The following is a 19,543-nucleotide window of genomic DNA, read 5'->3' on the forward strand; positions in this document are numbered from 1 at the left end:
AGGATCCACGCGAATGGCGGACCTGACGGATATTGGCCGAATGGCATATGCCAGACGATCCGCCTCCGGGGCCGCCGCGTCAAGAACGCCTCCCCGGTTGCCGGTCCGAGCCGCCGGACACGGCGACGGGCCCCTCCGCTGTCCGCGGCGGGGCCCGTGCGAGGGTGGGTCAGGCAGTAGCGGTGGCTCAGTTCTCCTCGGCGGAACGGAGCTTGGCGACCGCGGCGGCCAACCGCGAGCCGTACTCCGGGTCGGCCGCGTGGAAGTGCGCCAGGTTCTTCTCGATGACGTCCTCGCGGCTCACCTGGGACAGGAAGCCCGCCAGGTTGTCGATCAGCCGCGACTTCTCGGCCTCCGACATCAGCCGGTACAGCTCGCCGGCCTGGAAGAAGTCGTCGTCCTTGGTGTGGGCCGGCGTGGTGTAGGTGCCGGTGTAGCCGTTCAGCGCGACCGGGGCGGCCAGCGCGCTGTCCGTCTGGCTCGGGCCGTCGTACGAGTTGGGCTCGTAGTTCTTGCCCCGGCCCGACTTGTTGACGGCCCCCAGGCCGTCCCGGCCGTAGTTGTTCACCTCGGTGGCCTTCGGCGCGTTCACCGCGAGCTGGGTGTGGTTGACGCCCAGGCGGTAGCGCTGGGCGTCCGCGTAGGCGAACAGGCGGCCCTGGAGCATCTTGTCCGGGGAGGGGCCGATGCCGGGAACGAAGTTGTTCGGCGAGAAGGCCGCCTGCTCGACCTCGGCGAAGACGTTCTCCGGGTTCCGGTTCAGCACCAGGCGGCCGACCTTGACCAGCGGGTAGTCCGCGTGCGGCCACACCTTGGTCAGGTCGAACGGGTTGAAGCGGTACTCGGCGGCCTCGGCCACCGGCATCAGCTGGACGTACAGGGTCCAGGACGGGAACACGCCGCGCTCGATCGCCTGGTGCAGGTCGCGCTGGTGGCTGTCGGCGTCGCCGCCCACCACCTCGGCGGCCTGCGAGCCGTCCAGCGAGCGGATGCCCTGGTTGGTCTTGAAGTGGTACTTCACCCAGAACGCCTGGCCGGCCTCGTTGACCCACTGGTAGGTGTGCGAGCCGTAGCCGTTCATGTGGCGGTAGGAGGCCGGGATGCCGCGGTCGCCGAACAGCCAGGTGATCTGGTGGGTGGCCTCGGGGGCGTGCGCCCAGAAGTCCCACACGTTGTCGGCCTCGGTGACGCCGGTGAACGGGTCGCGCTTCTGCGAGTGGATGAAGTCCGGGAACTTCAGCGGGTCCTTGATGAAGAAGACCGGGGTGTTGTTGCCGACCAGGTCGTAGTTGCCCTGGGCGGTGTAGAACTTGAGCGCGAAGCCGCGCGGGTCACGCACCACGTCGCAGGCGCCCAGGTTGCCGGCCACGGTGGAGAAGCGCAGGAAGACCTCGGTGCGCTTGCCGACCGCGCCGAGGAAGTCGGCCTTGGTGTACTGGGAGACCTCGTCGGTCACCTCGAAGTAGCCGTAGGCGCCGGAGCCGCGGGCGTGCACCACGCGCTCCGGGATCCGCTCGCGGTTGAACCGGGCGAGCTTCTCCAGCAGCTGCTGGTCCTGGATCAGCAGCGGACCGTACTCGCCGGCCGAGGCCGAGTTCTGGTTGTCGGCGACCGGGGCGCCGGACTCAGTGGTGAGGATCTTGGACATGGGGGTCCTTCAGGTACGGGAGGGTAGGGCAGGCAGAGAGAAGTGACGCCCCGTCAGGGACGGTCAGACACCGAGCAGGCGCCACACCGCGGCGGCGCGGCGGGAGGTGTCCGCACCGTCCGGGCCGTCGGCCGGCTGCAGTGCCGCCACCGCGGCGGCGGCCTGGGCGGGGCCGGCCAGCGGGCGGGCCGCGGCCAGCGCCCCGGCCTCGGCGGCGGTCAGCCCGGCGCCGGTGAGCGCGGCGGCGGCCTCGGCGGCCGGCAGGGCGTCGAACCAGCGCAGCGCCAGGGCCGCGCGGCCGGACTCGGTGAGCCGACCGGTCAGGCGCAGTCGGGCCACCCCGCCGTCCGGGTACACGTTGAACCGCACGTGGGTCGCCGGGCGGCCGGCCGCCAGCCGCAGCCGGTGCCGGGTGTCGGGCTGCAGGCGGGTGCGCGGCAGCAGCTCGAACCAGCCCGCAGTGTCGGTGGCCGGGTCGCCGCCCGAGGAGGCGTCGTAGCCCTGCAGGTCGGCCCAGCCGGGAGCGTTGGCGACGAAGTGGCTCGTGTCCACCTCGACGGCAAGGACCTCGCCGCTCCCGGCCAGGGCGATCTGCACCCAGTCGTTGGCCTTGTCGCGCCGACGCCGGGTCTCCCAGCCCTCGCCCATGACGGTGGCTCGGCCGGGAGCGTTCAGGTTGTGCGGGGAGGAGAAGTAGCGGTCGGAGGCCGCCTCGGCGACGCCGCCGAACTCCTGCGCGGCCAGGTCGAAGGTCAGTCCGTCCAGGTCGCGCGGGTCGGGCAGCACCTCGCCGTAGACCCGCAGCCGGGCCACGCCGCCGTCCGGCCAGATGTTCAGCCGGACATGGGTGTACCGGGTGGTGTCCGCGACCTCGAACTCGTGGGCGGTGTCGCCGCGCAGCGGGGTGCGGGGCACCAGGTCGGTCCACTCGGCGTCGGCCAGCTCGGCGACCGAGGGGTGGCCCGGTATCGAGGCGCCCTGGACCGAGCCGGACTCCGGGTAGTTGCCGGTGAAGTACGCGGTGTCCACGATCACGCCGTGGATCCGGCCGGCCACCCCGAGCCGGACCACGGCCCAGTCGTGGTCCTCGTCGGTGGGGTGCGGCTGGTCGGCACCGGTGCCGCGGCGGCGCCGGCTCTCCCAGCCGTCCATGATCTGGCCCTTGTGGCCGAAGGTGTGCGGACGGAACTCGGCGGGCTTGGCGACCAGCAGGTTCTCCGCGTCCGCGAAGGTGTCCTCGTTGGTGGCCACCACACCGGCGCCGAGCAGCCGGGAGGCGAGGTTGACCAGCTCGGTGAACGGAGCCGCAGGGGTCTGACTGGTACTCATATCGCTCCTCAGCAAGGTCAGCGGGTACGAAGGATCTGCTGCCCGAACGGCTGCCCGGCCGTGTCCACCACGCGCCCGCGCAGCCAGGTGGTCCGCACCACGCCGGTCAGCTTGCGGCCTGCGTACGGGGTGACCGGGTTGCGGTGGTGCAGCCCTGCCGGGTCGACGGCGAACTCGGCGTCCGGGTCGAAGGCGACCAGGTCGGCGTCGCAGCCGACCGCGATGGCGCCCTTGGTGCCGGTCAGGCCGACCAGCTCGGCCGGGCCGCCCGCCATCCAGCGGGCCACCTCGGTGAGCGTGTGCCCACGACGCCGGGCTTCGGTCCAGATCGCCGCCAGGCCCAGCTGCAGCGAGGCGATGCCGCCCCAGGCGGCCGCGAAGTCGCCGCTGCCCCCGAAGCGTTCCAGCAGCTTCAGATCGGGGGTGGAGGGCGAGTGGTCGGAGACGATCCCGATGAACTCGCCGTTCGCCAGCGCCGCCCAGAGCCGGTCCCGGTTGGACTCGTCGCGGATCGGCGGGCAGCACTTGAAGGCCGTGTCGCCGTCCGGGACCTCCTCGGCGGCCAGGGTCAGGTAGTGCGGGCAGGTCTCGGCGGTCACCTGGACGCCGTCCGCCCGGGCCCGGGCCAGCAGCGGCAGCACCGCCGCGGAGGAGACGTGCAGGATGTGCACCCGGGCGCCGGTGCGCCGGGCGGTGTCCAGCAGGTGCGCCACCGCCGCCGTCTCGGCGTCGTCCGGGCGGGAGTTCAGGAAGTCGCGGTAGTGCGTGCCGGGCACCTGCGGGGCGGCCGAGAGCACCGCCGGGTCCTCGGCGTGGATGATCGCCAGCGCGCCGATCCGGGCCTGCTCGGCCAGCGCGGGCTCCAGCTGGTCGCGGTCCAGGTGCGGGAACTCGTCCACCCCGGACGGGGCCAGGAAGCTCTTGAAGCCGAACACGCCGGCCCGGTGCAGCGCTTCGAGCTCACCGGTGTTGTCCGGCACCGCGCCGCCCCAGAAGCCCAGGTCGACCCAGGTCTGGCCGTCGGCGGTCTGCCGCTTGGCATCCAGCCCGGCCACCGTGGTGGTCGGCGGGATCGAGTTCAGCGGCATGTCGATGATCGTGGTGACGCCGCCGGCCGCGGCCGCCCGGGTGGCGGTGGCGAAGCCCTCCCACTCGGTCCGGCCCGGCTCGTTGACGTGCACGTGGGTGTCGACCAGGCCCGGCAGCAGCACGGTCTCGCCCAGGTCGGTCAACTGCGCGTCGCCCACCAGCAGCGAGCCGTGCGCCGCGATCTGCTCGATCCGGCCGTCCCGGACCAGCACGTCGGCCGGGCGCTCACCGTCGGGCAGGACCACGCGCCGGGAGCGGATCACCGCGGTCGGCTGCTGCATCAGGGGCCTCCGGAAAGGGTGTTGCGGTGGGGTGGCTCGGAGCCTAGGCCCGCCTTCAACAAAACGTCAATGTAGGAAAATACGAGGAGTCTCAGTCGGACAGCAGGTCGCGGGCCAGCGTCTCGCCTGCCAGCTCGGCCAGCTCGCCGGCCCGGGTCAGGCTGTCGCCGGCCTCTTCGGCCAGGTCGGTGAGGGCGTAGGCGGCGGCGAAGCCGGCCGTGCGCCACTCACGCTCGCCCAGTTCGAGCCGGCCTGCCACCGCGGCCACCGGAACCCCCGCCCCGGTGGCCGCCGCGGCAACCCCGGCGGGGGCCTTGCCGTGCAGAGTCTGCGCGTCCAGGCATCCCTCACCGGTCACGACGAGGCGCGCCCCACGCACTGCCTCGTCGAAACCCAGCAGTTCGAGCAGGAGCTCGATGCCGGGTCGCATGGTGGCGCCGAGCAGCGCCAGGGCGGCGAATCCCACCCCGCCGGCCGCCCCGGCCCCGGGGGCCTGGCGGACGTCGCGGCCGGTGCTCTCCTGGACCAGGTCGGCCCAGCGGGTCAGCCCCGCCTCCAGCACCGCCAGGTCCGCCTCGCCGGCCCCCTTCTGCGGGCCGTAGACCGCGGCCGCGCCGCGCGGGCCGAGCAGCGGGTTGTCCACGTCGCAGGCGACCACGACCTCCACCCCCGCCAGCAGGTCGGCCAGCACGCCGGGGTCCAGGCGGTGCAGCCGGCGCAGGGCCGCACCGCCGGGCGCCAGTTCGGCGCCCTCGGCGTCGTACAGGCCGACCCCGAGTGCCTGGACCATGCCGGCACCGCCGTCGGTGCAGGCACTGCCGCCCAGGCCCAGGACCACCCGTTCGGCCCCCAGCGAGACCGCCTTGGCGATCAGCTGGCCGACCCCGAAGGAGCCCGCCGCCAGCGGCGCGGTGCGCCCGCCGGGAAGCTGGCTGAGGCCGGAGGCCTGGGCCAGCTCGACCACGGCGGTCCGGCCCCGCAGCGCGAGCGCGGCGTCCACCGGCAGCCCGGTGGGGCCGGAGACCTTGGCCGGCACCCGGGTGAACCCGGCCGCCAGGGCGGCGGCCAGGGTGCCCTCGCCGCCGTCGGCCACCGGGAGCTCGCGGACCTCGACGCCGGGGCGCACCCGGCGGATTCCGGCGGCGATCCGGGCGGCCGCCTCGGCGCCTTCCAGGGTGCCCTTGAACTTGTCGGGAGCTACGACCACATGGCCCTGGGTGGGGGTGGCGGGCATGGTGGGCCTCACTTCCGAGTCGAACCGATGGTGCGTCAATCCTGCATGTCCGGGGGCCGCTCAGGCATGGTGCGACCCCCTCCCCGCCGTTCCTCCCGTCCCGCTTCCGACGTACGGGAGGCTCCCCTCGGCGAAGGAGGGGGCCGGGCGGCTCACCCGGGTACGACCGAAGTACCCGGGCATGCCGCCGGTTGGACGGCCGACGGTGGACGGAAGAGCCCCGGCCCTACCGTCGGCCGCGAGGTGCCCTCCTGGTGACGCGGGCACGACCGGACAGGTACACGCCACCAGGAGGAGTTTCGGAGTGCTACTTGACCTCGCGGCCCGCCAGGCGCTCGACGCCGCGCAGCAGGGCCGAGTGGTCGAGCGACCCGTCGCCGTTGGCCCGGGCCGAGGCGACCAGCTGGGCCACCGCCGCACCCAGCGGCAGCGGGGCGTCCACCGCGCGGGCGGCGCTGGTGACGATGCCCATGTCCTTGTGGTGCAGGTCGATCCGGAAGCCCGGGGCGAACTCGCGGTTGACCATGTTGGCCTTCTTGCGGTTCAGCACCGTGGAGCCGGCCAGGCCGCCCGCGAGGACGTCCAGCGCGGCCGGCAGGTCGACGCCGGCGTTCTCCAGGAAGACCACGGCCTCGGCCACGGCCTGGATGTTGATCGCCACGATCAGCTGGTTGGCGGCCTTCACGGTCTGGCCGGCGCCGGCCGGGCCGACGTGGATGACCGTGGTGCCCAGCGCGTCGAACAGCGGCTTGGCCTCGGCGAAGTCGGCGGCCTCGCCACCGACCATGATCGAGAGCACCGCCTCGATCGCGCCGGCCTCACCACCGGAGACCGGGGCGTCCAGGGTGCGCACGCCCTGCGCCTTGGCGGCGGCCTCGACCTTGATCGAGGTCTGCGGGGTGATCGAGGACATGTCGATCACCAGGGTGCCGGCCTTGACGTTCTCCAGCACCCCGCCCTCGCCCAGGATGACCTGCTCCACGTGCGGGTCGGCCGGGACCATGGTGATCACGACCTCGGCGTCCTTGACCGCCTCCGCGATGCTGGTGGCGCCGTGGCCGCCGGCCGCGACCAGCGCGTCGATGGCACTCTGCTCGAGGTTGAAGCCGGTCACGTGGTGGCCGGCGTTGACCAGGTTGACGGCCATGGGCTTGCCCATGATGCCGAGGCCGATGAAAGCGATCTTGCGGCTCATCGCGTCGTTCCTTAAAAAGTGACGGGGGGTTACTTGGCGGCGCGCAGCTCGCGCGGCAGCCAGTCGAAGCTGTCGGCGCTGACACCGGAGGCGGGCTTGTACTCCAGGCCGATCCGGCCCTGGTAGCCCGCGGCGGTGAGCCGGGCGAGCAGGTCCTCGAAGTCCAGGCCGGCCGTGCCGGGCTCGTTGCGGCCCGGGAAGTCGGCGATCTGGACGTGGCCGAACTTGTCGGCGTACTGCTCGATCACGGCGGGCAGGTCCTCGCCGTTGACGGCCAGGTGGTAGAGGTCGCAGAGGAACTTGGCGTTGCCCAGCCCGGAGGCCGCGTTCACCCGGTCGACCAGCTCGCAGGCGGCCGCGGCGGTGTGCAGCGGGTAGTCCGGGGCGTCCACCTTGTTCAGCGCCTCGATCAGCACGACCGCGCCGATCGAGTGCGCGGCCCGGGCGGCCAGCACCAGGTTCTCCAGGGCCAGTGCGTCCTGCTCGGCCGCGGCCACCCCCTCGACCCGGTTGCCGACCAGCGCGTTGAGCGCCTTGGTGCCCAGCGACTCGGCCAGCCCGATGCTGACCGGGATGTTCTCCCGGAACCGCTCGCGCTCGGCCGGCACCGACAGGGTGCCCTTGGCGCCCTTGGTCAGGTCGTCCAGGAAGTTCAGGCCGGTCAGCTGCACGCCCGCATCGGTGAAGGCCTTGCGCAGCGCGTCCAGCTCGGCCTCGGCGGGGGTGTGCTCCGCGCCGAACGGCCACCACAGCTCGGCCGCCGTGAAGCCGGCGGCCGCGGCGGCGGCCGGGCGCTCGAGCAGCGGGAGCTCGGCGAACAGGATCGACAGGTTGATCGTGAAGTTGTGCCCGGAAGCGGCGCTCACGTCCATCACCTTTCACTCTTCCGACATCGCAACTTCCATCATGCGGAAGAGGGATTCTGTCTGGTGGAATCTTGCCTGCCTCCTGCGGAGACTGTCAAGAAGTCTGCAACAGTTTGTTGAAGCTGCCTCGCCACTGCTCCGCGAGACCCCCGCTGACCAGCGCCTCGCTACAGTGAGCGGGTGCGATTGATGGTGGAGTTCACGACAGAACCGTTCGAGCTGGTCAACTTCCCGGACCACGCGGTGGCCGCGCGCAAGGCGGTGGACGAAGCAGGCCTGGCCGTCTCGGTCGGCCCCTTCGGCACCACTGCCGAGGGCGGGGCCGAGCAGGTCCTGGCGGCGGTCACCCGGCTGCTGCACGACACCCTGGACGCCGGCGCCAGCCGGATCTCGTTCCAGATCAGCGTGGTCCCGGACCGGTCCGCGGACCCCGACACCCCCGAAGGAGTGGGTACGCAGTGACCGATGCCCTGGAGCACCCGCTCACCGTGGCGATAAAGCCGCTGCTGGACGCCGTCGGCGCGACCGCCCTCGCACTGGGCGAGGCCAAGCCGGACGACGTGGTCCTGGACTGGGAGGGCGAGCCGGCCGTTGCCATCCGGCTGCCCCACCTGAGCAGCGCACTGGACCGCCTGCTGGCCGAGATGACCCGCCAGTTCGACGGCCGGCCGCTCACCGAGCTGGACCGGCTGGAGAAGCAGCGCGTCGTCGCCCTGCTGGAGGAACGCGGCGCCTTCACGGTGCGACACGGAGTGGAGACGGTCGCCTCCGCCCTGGGCGTCAGCCGCTTCACGGTGTACAACTACCTGAACCGGCAGGTGGACGGCCCGAAGAGCGGCTGACCGGGCCAGTCTTTCCGACCGACGGATCCGGACACACTTGGCGGATCACACACGAAGTGGACCGGAGTCGACCCGCGGTTCGAAACGTAACCACCAAGGCTTCAACAAAGTGTTGACGAGTGGGGGTGGTGGACCTAGTTTTTTCCGGTGGCACCACTTCTCAGGAGGTCCACCCGTGACCAACCACCCCCACGCGTCAGTCGACGCGACCGGCGCCCTGGCGGCGCTGGCGGCGACGGACTCCGCCGACCTGGAAAAGCTCCTCCTCGAGGTCTGCTCCAGCCCCAGCTGGGCCGCCGACGTGGCGGCCAGCCGGCCCTGGTCCGACCGCGGGGCACTGCTGGCGGCCAACGCCGCCGCGATGGCCCGCCTGACGACCGCCGACCTGGCCGACGCCATGGCCGGCCACGCCCGGATCGGCAGCCCCAAGGCGGGCGACGCCACCTCCGAGCGCGAGCAGGCCGGCATCCAGGGAGTGGACCGCGCGCTCCTGGACGAACTGCACGGGGCCAACGCCGCCTACGAGGCGAAGTTCGGCCACGTCTTCCTGATCTGCGCCACCGGGCGCACCGCGGCCACCATGCTGGCCGCCCTGCGCGAGCGGTTCCCGAACGACCCGGCCACCGAGGCCGAGATCGTCCGCGGCGAGCTGCGCAAGATCAACGACATCCGCCTGGGCCGTCTGCTCGACGAGCCCAGCTGACCGGCCGTCAGCTTCCTGACGGCGAGTCACTTCCTGCCACCAGTAAGGTCATTCACGCCATGACTGGCATCTCCACGCACGTGCTCGACACCAGCCTCGGCCGCCCGGCCGAGGGTGTCCCGGTCGAGCTCGCACTGTTCACCGAGGGTGGTTGGAAGGTGCTCGGCACCTCCGCCACGGACTCCGACGGCCGGGCCAAGGACCTGCCGGCCGCGGAGGCGGGCTCGGTCGTCCGGCTGACCTTCGACACCGCCGCGTACTACGCCGCACGGTCGGAGCAGACGCCGTTCTTTCCCGAGGTCTCGATCGTCTTCACGGTCGCGCCCGCGCAGCACCACTACCACGTGCCGCTGCTGCTGAACCCCTTCGGTTATTCCGTCTACCGCGGAAGCTAGACAGTCCAGATAGGAGCCGACGATGGCCCACGTGCTCGGTCAGAACCAGTACGGCAAGGCCGAGAACCGGATCGTCCGGGTCTACCGTGACAGCACCCGTCACGAGATCAAGGACCTGAACGTCTCGGTCTCCCTCCAGGGCGAGTTCGAGGACGTCCACCTCACCGGTTCGAACGCCAACTGCCTGCCCACCGACACCACCAAGAACACCGTCTACGCCTTCGCCAAGGAGTACGGCATCGAGTCGGCGGAGGCCTTCGGGATCCTGCTGGCCCGCCACTTCGTCGAGGACACCGAGCGCGGTGTGGTGCACAGCGCCCGGATCCGGATCGAGGAGTACACCTGGAACCGGATCAAGACCCCGGACAACACCTCCCGGTTCATCGGCTCCGAGGAGGTCGGCCACTCCTTCGTGCGGGACGGCGGTGAGGTGCGCACCTGCGAGGTGGTCTACGACGGCCGCACCGACACCGTCCAGGTGATCTCGGGGCTCAAGGACCTGGTCGTGATGAACACGACCAACTCCGAGTTCTGGGGCTACATCAAGGACAAGTACACCACCCTGCAGGAGGCCTACGACCGGATCCTGGCCACCCAGGTGACGGCCCGTTGGAAGTTCTCCTACACCGGCCGCGACAACGAGCCGCAGCCCAACTGGAACCGCTCCTACCAGCACGTGCGCCGCCACCTGCTGGAGGCCTTCGCGGAGACCTACTCCTACTCGCTGCAGCAGACCCTGCACGCGATGGGCACCCGGGTGCTGAACAACCGCGCCGAGGTGGACGAGGTCCGCCTGGAGCTGCCGAACAAGCACCACTTCCTGGTCGACCTCTCGCCCTTCGACCTGAAGAACGAGAACGAGGTCTACTACGCCGCGGACCGGATGTACGGTCTGATCGAGGGCACCGTGCACCGCGAGGGCGTCGTCCCGGTCATCCCGGTCGTCTGACCCGCGGTCACCGGCACCACTCGCCCGAGGGATTCTCGCTCCGCCGTCCCGCCCTCGGGACCCCGCTCCACCTCGACGGCGGTGATTCCCTGGCCCGGGTCCGCGCGGCCCGCACCCGTCGGGTCGGTCCATCTCCCCGACCCGCCCCCGGTGCCGGCCGCGCGGTCCCGCCGCGCACATCCCCCACATCCCCCTAGGAGTCACCCATGGCAGTGCTGCCGCCGTCCGCCGACCAGCGGATCGTGATCGAGAACGCCGCCATCGCCACCGTCGACGCCAACGACACCGAGTACGCCCGCGGCCACGTGGTGATCAAGGGCAACCTGATCGAGTCCGTCGGGGCCGGGCCCGCGCCGGCCTGGCTGGACAACGTGGTGCGCCGGATCAACGCCGAGGGCCACCTGGTCACCCCGGGCCTGGTCAACACCCACCACCACTTCTACCAGTGGATCACCCGCGGCCTGGCCCAGGACAACATCCTCTTCGACTGGCTGGTCGCGCTCTACCCGACCTGGGCCCGGATCGACGACCAGCTGGTGCACGCCGCCACCCTGGGCTCGACGGCCGCGCTGCTCAAGTCCGGCTGCACCACCGCCAGCGACCACCACTACGTCTTCCCGCAGGGCGGCGGCGACATCCTGGGCGCCTCGATCGAGGCCGTCCAGCAGCTCGGCATGCGCTTCACCGCGCTGCGCGGCTCGATGGACCGCTCCAAGAAGGACGGCGGCCTGCCGCCGGACCACGCGGTGGAGAAGACCGAGGACATCCTGATCGCCTCCGAGGCGGCGGTGGACCGCTGGCACGACGCCTCCTTCGGCTCGATGCTGCACGTGGCCATCGCGCCCTGCTCGCCGTTCTCGGTCTCCACCGAGCTGATGCGCGAGGCGGCCGTGCTGGCCCGCCGCAAGGGCGTGCGGCTGCACACCCACGGCTCCGAGACGGCCGAGGAGGAGCAGTTCTGCAAGGAGTTGTTCGGCATGGGCCCCACCGACTACTTCGAGTCCACCGGCTGGCTGGGCGAGGACGTCTGGATGGCGCACTGCGTGCATATGAACGACTCCGACATCGCCAAGTTCGCCGAGACCGGCACCGGCGTGGCGCACTGCCCCTCCTCCAACGCCCGCCTGGCGGCCGGCATCGCCCGGGTGCCGGACATGGTCCGGGCCGGCGTCCCGGTGGGCCTGGGCGTGGACGGCACCGCCTCCAACGAGTCCGGCGAGCTGGGCACCGAGCTGCGCAACGCGCTGCTGATCAACCGCCTGCACGGGCGCCCCGACGCGCTCACCGCGCGCGGCGCGCTGCGGCTGGGCACCATGGGCGGCGCCCGGGTGCTGGGCCGCCAGCACGAGATCGGCTCGCTGGAGGTGGGCAAGCTGGCCGACCTGGCGCTGTGGAAGGTCGACGGGGTCATGCACTCCTCGATCGCCGACCCAGTGGCCGCGCTCACCCTGGGCGCGCTGCCGCCGCTGACCGCGCTGTTCGTCAACGGCAACGCGGTGGTCGAGAAGGGCCTGCTGACCACCGTCAACGAGGACCAGATCGCGCTCACCTGCGCCCGCGCCGCCAAGGAGCTCGCCTCGCGTGGCTGACAGCCGGTCGGCTGACGCAGCGCGGCCGGCCGGCCGCCGCGGCAGCTGACCTCCCATGAACTCCGGGCCGCCCAGGGACGGTGCGTGACCCGGACTCCGGTCCGTCCCCCAGTGGGGTGGCGGCCGGACCGCGGCCCCGGATCCACGGCGAGGATCCGGGGCTGTGGCGTACCGTCAGGCGGGTCACTGTGGAAAGGTTTGCGGTGCGATCACCGTCTCCCCGAAAGAGATCCGTATGACCACCGTGGGGCCGGTGCTCCCCGCTGCCCGCACGCCCGCCGACCTGCGCCGGGCGCTGCGGCGGGCGGCGCGCCACCCGGTGGTCCTGGCCGCCGTGCTGGCCGGCGTGCTGCACCTGGTCTGGGCGCTGGTCCTGGCCAACGACGCGGGCGACCTGGCCGCGCAGTACGCCTGGACCGACTTCGCCCGCCGGCACCCGGACTCGGCCTACAACCTGTCCTGGTACGGCGGCATGCACACCGCCTCGTACAGCGTGCTCTCGCCGTACCTGATGGGCCTGTTGGGGGTGCGCACCACGGCGGTGCTGGCCGGCACCGGCTCGGCGGCGCTGGCGGCGCTGCTGCTGGTCCGCTCGGGCCTGCGGCGGCCGCTGGCGCCCGCGCTGTGGACCGCCTTCGCGCTCTGGTGCGACGTGGCCTCGGGACGGGTGACCTTCGCCATCGGGCTGCTCCTCGGGCTGGCCGCCGCCGTGCTCGCCTTCACCACGCGCGAGCCCCGGCTGCGCCGCACCGTGCTCTTCCTGCTGGCCGCGCTGGCCACCCTGGGCAGCCCGGTGGTCGGGCTGTTCCTCGAAGTGGCTGCCGCCGCCCTCTTCCTGACCGGCCGTCGGCGCGACGCCTACCCGCTGGCCGCCTCGCCGGTGCTGGTGGTGGCCGGGACCTCGCTGCTCTTCCCGTTCCAGGGCCGCCAGCCCTTCGACTGGTGGACCGCCGCGCCGGTGGTGGCCACCGCGCTGGCCGCCGCCTGGCTGGCCCCGGCCCACTGGCGGGCGCTGCGCTGCGGCGCGCTGGTGTACGCGGCCGGGGTGGTACTGGTCTGGCTGATCCCCTCGCCGGTGGGCAGCAACGTGGAGCGGCTCGCCCTGCTCTTCGCCGGCACCGTGCTGCTGGCCGCCCTGCTGGAGGACCGCCCGCCCCGGCGGCGGGCGCTGACCCTGGCCGCCGGCTGCCTGGCGGTGGCCGTCTGGCTGGCCGGGCGGACCCTGGGCGACCTGCTGGTGACGGTGCCGGTCACGGCGCCGGCCCGGGACGGCCAGGCGCTGATCGACGAGCTGCACCGGGTGGGCGCCGACCGCGGCCGGGTCGAGGTGGTGCCGCTGGCCTCGCACTGGGAGGCCAGCGGGGTGGCCCCCTACGTGGACCTGGCCCGCGGCTGGAACCGGCAGGCGGACGTGACCCGCAACCCGCTCTTCTACACCGAGGCCAAGCTCTCCCCCGCCGACTACCACGCCTGGCTGCTGCGCTGGGGAGTGGGCTACGTGGCGCTCTCCGACGACCGGCCGGACGACGCGGCGGTGGACGAGGCGGCGCTGGTGACGGCCGGTCAGTCGTGGCTCGCACCGCTGTGGCGGCACGGCAGCTGGCAGCTGTTCCGGGTGACCGACGCGGCGCCGCTGGCCGACCCGCCGGCCGTGGTGCGCGAGGCCGGGCCGGCCGCGCTGACCGTGGAGGTGCCGGCCCCGGGCCCGGTCCGGCTGCTGCTGCCCTGGTCGCCCTGGCTGGGTGTGCAGGCCGGGCAGCGGACGGGCGGCGGCTGCCTGAGCCAGCTGGGCGACTGGACCCAGCTCTACGCCCCCGCCCCGGGCACCTACACCATCACCGGCCGGTACTCCTTCGGCCGCTCGGGCCACTGCCCGGAGCCGGCCGGCGCCACGGCCCGCTGACACCGGGAGCCGGGACCCCGTTACGCCGTGAGCCGTGACGCCGGACGGCCCGCCGAGGGATCCTCGGCGGGCCGTCCTGGCGGTGCTGACGCGGGGTCAGACCTTGAGGGTCCGGATCGCGGTCGGCGCGTGGCCGGGCTCGGTGGCCAGCTCCTCGAACTCGGTCACGTTGCTCATGTCGACGGTGCGGCTCATCGAGATGTTGGTGATCCGCTCCAGGATCGCCTCGACCACCACCGGCACCTGGTGCTCGGCCGCCCACTTCTTGGCCTGCTCGAAGGCGGCGCCCAGCTCGTTCGGGTCGGTGACCCGGATCGCCTTGACGCCCATGCCCTCGGCGACCTTGACGTGGTCGACGCCGTAGACGCCGAGCTCCGGGGTGTTGATGTTCTCGAACTCCAGGTTGACCTGGAAGTTGATGTCCAGGCCGATCTGCGCCTGGCGGATCAGGCCCAGGTAGGCGTTGTTCACCAGCACGTGGACGTAGGGGACCTTGTGCTGGGCGGCGACCGCCAGCTCCTCGATCATGAACTGGAAGTCGTAGTCGCCGGAGAGCGCGACGATCGGGGTCTGCGGGTCGGCGGTGGCGGCACCGATCGCGGCGGGGATGGTCCAGCCGAGCGGGCCGGCCTGGCCGCAGTTGATCCAGTTGCGCGGCTGGTAGACGTGCAGGAACTGGGCCGCGGCGATCTGCGAGAGGCCGATGGTGGTGACGTAGCGGGTCTCCGGCCCGAAGGCCTTGTTCATCTCCTCGTACACCCGCTGCGGCTTGATCGGGACGTTGTCGAAGTGGGTGCGGCGCTGCAGGGTAGCCTTGCGCTCCTGGGCCGAGGCGGCCCAGGCGGTGAAGTCGGGCAGCCTGCCCGCGGCCTTGAGCTCCTTGGCGACCTCGACGAACAGCTCCAGCGCGGCCCTGGCGTCGGAGACCACGCCGTAGTCCGGCGGGAAGATCTTGCCGATCTGGGTCGGCTCGATGTCGACGTGCACGAACTTGCGGCCGGCGGTGTAGGCGTCCAGGTTGTAGCCGGTGTGGCGGTTGGCCCAGCGGTTGCCGATGCCCAGGACGAAGTCCGACTCCAGGAAGGTCGCGTTGCCGTAGCGGTGCGCGGTCTGCACGCCGACCATGCCGGCGCTCAGCTCGTGGTCGTCCGGGATGGTGCCCCAGCCCATCAGGGTGGAGATCACCGGGACGCCGGTCAGCTCGGCGAACTCGACCAGCAGGTCGGTGGCGTCGGCGTTGACGATGCCGCCGCCGGCCACGATCAGCGGGCGCTCGGAGGCGAGCAGGAAGCTCAGCGCCTTCTCGGCCTGGGCCCGGCTGGCGGCCGGCTTGTAGACCGGCAGCGGGGTGTAGGTGTCCGGGTCGAACTCGATCTCGGTCTGCTGCACGTCGATCGGCAGGTCGATCAGGACCGGGCCCGGGCGGCCCGAGCGCATCAGGTGGAAGGCCTGCTGGAAGACGCCGGGGACCTGGGCGGCCTCCAGCACGGTGGTGGCGGCCTTGGTCACCGGCTTGGCGATGGAGGCGATGTCGACCGCCTGGAAGTCCTCCTTGTGCAGCTTGGAGACCGGCGCCTGGCCGGTGATGCACAGGATCGGGATCGAGTCGGCGATCGCGGAGTAGAGGCCGGTGATCATGTCGGTGCCGGCCGGGCCCGAGGTGCCGATGCAGACACCGATGTTGCCGGCCCTGGCCCGGGTGTAACCCTCGGCCATGTGCGAGGCGCCCTCGACGTGGCGGGCCAGCGTGTGGCTGATGCCGCCGCCCTCCTTGAGCGCCTTGTAGAAGGGGTTGATCGCGGCGCCGGGCACACCGAACGCGACCTCCACGCCTTCGCGCTTCATGATCTCAACTGCCGCGCGGGCGGCGGTCATACGAGGCATCGGGTTACTCCTGCGTCGGCTCGGTACCGCTCCATGTTTCCATGATGCGGAATAATGCTTCTAGGATACGGAAATCACGGTAGGCGGCGGCCGGAGCGGGCGTCAAGGCCTCCGAGGGCCCATCTTCAACAACTCGTTGAAGAGACACCATTGGCGATCCCACCAGGAGGCCGCCCCGATCCGGGGCGCAATCCCCACGGAACCGACCAATCGCCCACGGAGCACCCGGGCCCGGGGCGGGCGGCATGACCCCAACGTGCCGGGCACGTTCGTGCCACCCCTGAACCGGTGACACCACCGGCGCGGTGAGCGAGGCTCAAGACATCGGAAGAACGCCCCGGGTGGCCGGCTTCCGACAATCCGACTCGTCTCCCGTCAGGGGTGGAACTGCCATGCCTCGATTCGCCGCTCTCCTGCTGCTCGCCGTGCTCGCCGTCGGCTTCGGGACCGGTGCCGCCGGCCTCGCCGACTCCGGCGCCCCGCACCGCACGGTGGCCTCCGACGGATACGGCTGGGGCTCGACGCCCCAGACCCCGTGATCTGCCCCACCTCGTGAAACTCTTGAGGAGTCACGTTGTCCGACTTCGCAGACAGCGCAGGCATCGGCCTGCTGGTCCGCACCTACCCGGCGGAGCTGGTCGACTCCGCGGTCGCCGCCTGCGGGCGCACCGAGCGCCGCCGCCGGGTGCTGTCGGCCCGCATGATGGTCTACTTCGTGCTCGCCATGGCCCTCTTCTCCCCCGCGCCCTACCTTGACGTGATGCGCCGCCTGACCACCGGGCTGCGCTGGGGCGGGCACTGGGGGGAGCAGCCGATCCCGAACAAGGCGAGCATCTTCCAGGCCCGCGAACGCCTGGGCGCCGGCCCGCTGCACGCGCTCTTCCGCACCTCGGTGCGCCCGCTGGCCTCGCCGGACACCCCGCAGGCCTACTGGCGCGGCCGGCACCTGCTGCTGCTCCAGGAGGAGCAGGTCGAACTGCCCGAGACCGGGGGCGAGACACCCCGGCTGCGGATCGCCGGGCTGGTCGAGCAGGGCAGCGGGGCGGTGCTGGACGCCGTCTTCCTGACCGGCGAGACGCCCCGGACCCTGCTGCGCTCGGCCGGGCCGACCAACCTGCTGCTGGTCGACGGGCAGCCGCTCGACCCCGGACTGCTCGCCACGGCGACGGCCTGCGGCGTGCCGCTGGTCTGGCGGCTGCCCGCGGTGCGGATCGTCCGGCAGGGCGAACCCTGCGCCCCGGACGGCTCGTTCCGGGTCCGACTGGGCCACCAGTTGCTGCGGGTGGTCGCACCCGACACGGTCACCACCCTGCTCGACCCGGGCTTCGCACCCGCCGCCGAGCTGCGCCACCTGCTGGCCCGCGGCGCCGAGCAGCACGGCGCACTGCGGGACGCGCTGCTCGGCGCCTACGGCCGGAACGGGCCGCTGACCAGCCGCACCAGCGAGGGGGTGCGCCAGGAGGTCTACGGCCGGCTGCTGGTGCACTACGCGATCCGGCAGTCGATGCAGTACGCCTGTTCGGCGCCGGAGCGGCGCGGGGCGGGCCGGATGCCCGAATTCGCCCGATAATTCCCGGCAGAAAAGCGGCCCGGCCCGCGATGACGACCGCTAAACAAACGGCATGGCCGGGTGCGGCGAAGCCCCGTAAATTTTCTGTTGTCGGCAGGGAGCACCGCCCGGGAAAACCGGGAACCTGCCGGAAGGAAATCCCACAACGGAAAAGGAAACACCATGCGCTTCAAGGCTGTCATCGGTCTCGGCGTCGCGGCCGCAGCCCTCGCCACCCTGGGCCTGGCCGGCACCGCTTCGGCCAGCTCGGTCACCCTCTACTACAACTCGGGCTACCAGGGCGAGTCGGTCACCTTCTACGGCAACGTGCCGAACCTGGGTGTCTACTCCTTCCCGTCCAAGGGCAGCGTCAAGAACAACGCCGCCTCGGCCTGGAACAACGACTACAACACCGTCTCCATCTGGTACAACTCCAACTACGCGGGCGTGCGTGACGTCATCGCCGGCTACAGCGGCAGCGGCAACCGCCTGGTCAACACCTACAACGAGGACGCGTCGATCAGCTTCTCCTGACGCACCGTCGGCCGGCCGGCCGGGGCTCGACCCCGGCCGGCCGCCGCCGAACCCCATCCTCCCGACCAGGAGTTGACCCAAGACCATGCCCAGTCGCCCCCGCCTCCTGCCCGCCCTGATCGCCGCCCTGGGCTCCGCGGCCGTACTGGCCTCGGTCTCGGGCTGCTCGGGTGCCGCCGATGCCGCGGTCCCCGCGCCGGCCGCCACCCCCACCGTCCTGAACAGCGCCGCCCTGCACCTGCCCACCGACGACTACCAGCTCTCCCCCGAGGCCACGGCCCGGCTCGGCCGGGCCACCCAGCTCGTGGTCGGGCAGTGCATGAAGGGCTACGGACTCTCCGTCGACCAATCCGTGGCGGGCGCCAAGAGCGCACCGGCCACGGCGACGGAAATGCGCTACGGAGTCACCAATCCGGAACAGGCGAAAACCACCGGATATCATTTCGGACCGGCGGACGAGGGATATCTTCCGCCGTCTGCCGCACCCACCGGGCCGCCGCCGAACACCGATCCCGAATACCAGCAGGTATTGCGCGGGAACGGCACGCCGGGCACCACCGAGGGAACCGCCACGACCTATCACGGCAAGAATGTGCCGGCCGGCGGCTGCGTCGGCGAGATGCACACGAAGCTGCAGGCCGGCGCGACCTTCCTCGGGGTCGCCGCCCTGGTGCGGCAGATCGACAGCCAGAGCTTCACCGAGGCCATGAAGACGCCGGCCGTGCAGGCCGCCTTCCAGTCCTGGTCCAGCTGCATGCTGGCCAAGGGCTTCCACTACGCGACCCCGATCGACGCGGTGAACGACAAGGCCTTCCGCACCGACACCGCGAGCCCGACCGAACTGGCGACCGCCCAGGCGGACGTGGCCTGCAAGCAGCAGGGCAACGTGGTCGGCGTCTGGTTCGCGGCCGAGGTCGACCGCCAGCACGCGCTGATGCAGCCGCACGTGGGGGAGCTGAAGACGATCAAGATGCAGATGCAGGACCAGGCGGCCGCGGTCGCCGAGGTCCTGCAGGCGGCGGGCCAGTAGCCGCGCGCCCCGCCCCGCGATCCGCAGCCCCGCAGGCACCGGTACCCCCGCCGGTGCCTGCGGGGCTGCCCCGGTTCGGCGGGCGGCGGGTGCCGTCAGGCGGTGCGCCCGATGCTCGCCAGGTAGTCGCGCCAGCCGCCGAACTCGGTGATCTCGCGGTGCACCCCGCGCTCCAGCTCCCCGCGGGAGAGCAGCATCGAGCAGCAGGCGGTGCCGTCGGCCAGCTTGATCACCCCGAACTCCAGCTCGCGCGGCTCGCCGGGCAGCAGGACGTCGCGCAGCAGCTCCAGGCTCAGCTCGTACAGCTCGCCCTCGATCGCGCTGTCCACCGCCGGGTCCGGGTGCAGGCCGGGGCAGACGTCGCCGATCGAGAAGAACCGGTAGCCGGGTGCGGTGCGCACCGCACCGAGGAACGGCGCGTCACCCAGCACGTGGTGCAGCTCGCCGCCGCGCATCGCCTGGCCGTTGAGGAACATCCGGACCGTCAAAGGAACTCCTTGGAAGAAAAACCGTACGGTCCACC

At 71.9% G+C, this 19,543-nt stretch carries 19 protein-coding genes; 11 read left to right on the forward strand and 8 right to left on the reverse strand.

What is annotated here, in order from left to right:
- Positions 1–187: 187 nt before the first annotated feature.
- The 6 genes from C7C46_RS21665 to C7C46_RS21690 form a co-directional block, all read right to left on the reverse strand.
- On the reverse strand, positions 188–1,648 hold the full coding sequence (locus C7C46_RS21665) for a catalase (protein ID WP_110671546.1): 1,461 nt from the start codon (positions 1,646–1,648) through the stop codon (positions 188–190).
- Positions 1,649–1,711: 63 nt separating this feature from the next.
- Positions 1,712–2,977, reverse strand: coding sequence for an allantoicase (gene alc, locus C7C46_RS21670; RefSeq protein ID WP_110671547.1), 1,266 nt, complete (start codon positions 2,975–2,977; stop codon positions 1,712–1,714).
- Between the two features lie 17 nt (positions 2,978–2,994).
- On the reverse strand, positions 2,995–4,347 hold the full coding sequence (allB, locus tag C7C46_RS21675) for an allantoinase AllB (RefSeq protein WP_110671548.1): 1,353 nt from the start codon (positions 4,345–4,347) through the stop codon (positions 2,995–2,997).
- A gap of 91 nt (positions 4,348–4,438) precedes the next feature.
- Positions 4,439–5,581 (reverse strand): glycerate kinase, encoded by a 1,143-nt coding sequence (locus C7C46_RS21680; protein WP_110671549.1) that lies wholly within the window; start codon positions 5,579–5,581, stop codon positions 4,439–4,441.
- A 307-nt stretch (positions 5,582–5,888) separates the two neighbouring features.
- Positions 5,889–6,839, reverse strand: coding sequence for a 2-hydroxy-3-oxopropionate reductase (locus C7C46_RS21685; protein WP_342775421.1), 951 nt, complete (start codon positions 6,837–6,839; stop codon positions 5,889–5,891).
- Positions 6,806–7,648, reverse strand: coding sequence for a TIM barrel protein (locus tag C7C46_RS21690; RefSeq protein WP_110671551.1), 843 nt, complete (start codon positions 7,646–7,648; stop codon positions 6,806–6,808). The genes C7C46_RS21685 and C7C46_RS21690 overlap by 34 nt, the downstream gene beginning before the upstream one ends.
- A 174-nt stretch (positions 7,649–7,822) precedes the next feature.
- Here C7C46_RS21690 and C7C46_RS21695 point away from each other — a divergent pair, with 174 nt between their 5' ends.
- The 7 genes from C7C46_RS21695 to C7C46_RS21725 all read left to right on the forward strand — a co-directional run bounded on the left by C7C46_RS21695 (position 7,823) and on the right by C7C46_RS21725 (position 14,023).
- Positions 7,823–8,104: a thiamine-binding protein gene (locus C7C46_RS21695; protein ID WP_425470101.1), complete on the forward strand. Its 282-nt coding sequence runs from the start codon at positions 7,823–7,825 to the stop codon at positions 8,102–8,104.
- Positions 8,101–8,484: a helix-turn-helix domain-containing protein gene (locus tag C7C46_RS21700; RefSeq protein WP_110671553.1), complete on the forward strand. Its 384-nt coding sequence runs from the start codon at positions 8,101–8,103 to the stop codon at positions 8,482–8,484. Before C7C46_RS21695 ends, C7C46_RS21700 begins: the two co-directional genes overlap by 4 nt.
- 175 nt (positions 8,485–8,659) lie before the next feature.
- Positions 8,660–9,187, forward strand: coding sequence for a 2-oxo-4-hydroxy-4-carboxy-5-ureidoimidazoline decarboxylase (uraD, locus tag C7C46_RS21705; protein WP_245984679.1), 528 nt, complete (start codon positions 8,660–8,662; stop codon positions 9,185–9,187).
- Positions 9,188–9,246: 59 nt separating this feature from the next.
- Positions 9,247–9,582 carry a hydroxyisourate hydrolase gene (gene uraH, locus C7C46_RS21710; RefSeq protein WP_110671554.1) on the forward strand — a complete coding sequence of 112 codons (336 nt, stop codon included), beginning with the start codon at positions 9,247–9,249 and terminating at the stop codon, positions 9,580–9,582.
- A 22-nt stretch (positions 9,583–9,604) separates the two neighbouring features.
- Entirely contained in the window at positions 9,605–10,531 is a 927-nt protein-coding gene (pucL, locus tag C7C46_RS21715) for a factor-independent urate hydroxylase (protein WP_110671555.1), read from the forward strand.
- A gap of 206 nt (positions 10,532–10,737) precedes the next feature.
- Positions 10,738–12,120 carry an 8-oxoguanine deaminase gene (locus tag C7C46_RS21720; protein WP_110671556.1) on the forward strand — a complete coding sequence of 461 codons (1,383 nt, stop codon included), beginning with the start codon at positions 10,738–10,740 and terminating at the stop codon, positions 12,118–12,120.
- Between the two features lie 235 nt (positions 12,121–12,355).
- Positions 12,356–14,023: an MFS transporter gene (locus C7C46_RS21725; RefSeq protein WP_110671557.1), complete on the forward strand. Its 1,668-nt coding sequence runs from the start codon at positions 12,356–12,358 to the stop codon at positions 14,021–14,023.
- A gap of 96 nt (positions 14,024–14,119) precedes the next feature.
- On the opposite strand, the gene gcl is transcribed toward C7C46_RS21725, so the two are convergent.
- Entirely contained in the window at positions 14,120–15,907 is a 1,788-nt protein-coding gene (gcl, locus tag C7C46_RS21730) for a glyoxylate carboligase (protein ID WP_110671558.1), read from the reverse strand.
- A 392-nt stretch (positions 15,908–16,299) separates the two neighbouring features.
- Between gcl and C7C46_RS35200 the strand changes: the two genes are divergently transcribed.
- From C7C46_RS35200 to C7C46_RS21745, 4 genes are all read left to right on the forward strand, one after another.
- A complete protein-coding gene (locus C7C46_RS35200; protein ID WP_181442457.1) occupies positions 16,300–16,446 on the forward strand; it encodes a hypothetical protein in 147 nt (48 codons plus the stop codon).
- Between the two features lie 35 nt (positions 16,447–16,481).
- Complete coding sequence (locus C7C46_RS21735; protein WP_110671559.1) at positions 16,482–17,477, forward strand: transposase domain-containing protein; 996 nt, start codon at positions 16,482–16,484, stop codon at positions 17,475–17,477.
- Positions 17,478–17,639: 162 nt separating this feature from the next.
- Positions 17,640–17,990, forward strand: coding sequence for a peptidase inhibitor family I36 protein (locus tag C7C46_RS21740; protein ID WP_110671560.1), 351 nt, complete (start codon positions 17,640–17,642; stop codon positions 17,988–17,990).
- Between the two features lie 85 nt (positions 17,991–18,075).
- The gene (locus C7C46_RS21745) at positions 18,076–19,020 is read left to right on the forward strand and encodes a hypothetical protein (protein WP_110671561.1); all 945 of its coding nucleotides are present in this window, start codon (positions 18,076–18,078) and stop codon (positions 19,018–19,020) included.
- A gap of 95 nt (positions 19,021–19,115) precedes the next feature.
- On the opposite strand, the gene C7C46_RS21750 is transcribed toward C7C46_RS21745, so the two are convergent.
- Entirely contained in the window at positions 19,116–19,508 is a 393-nt protein-coding gene (locus C7C46_RS21750) for an allophanate hydrolase-related protein (RefSeq protein ID WP_245984681.1), read from the reverse strand.
- Positions 19,509–19,543: the final 35 nt, after the last annotated feature.

It is taken from the genome of Streptomyces tateyamensis (assembly GCF_003205575.1).
GTDB classification, from domain to species: domain Bacteria; phylum Actinomycetota; class Actinomycetes; order Streptomycetales; family Streptomycetaceae; genus Kitasatospora; species Kitasatospora tateyamensis.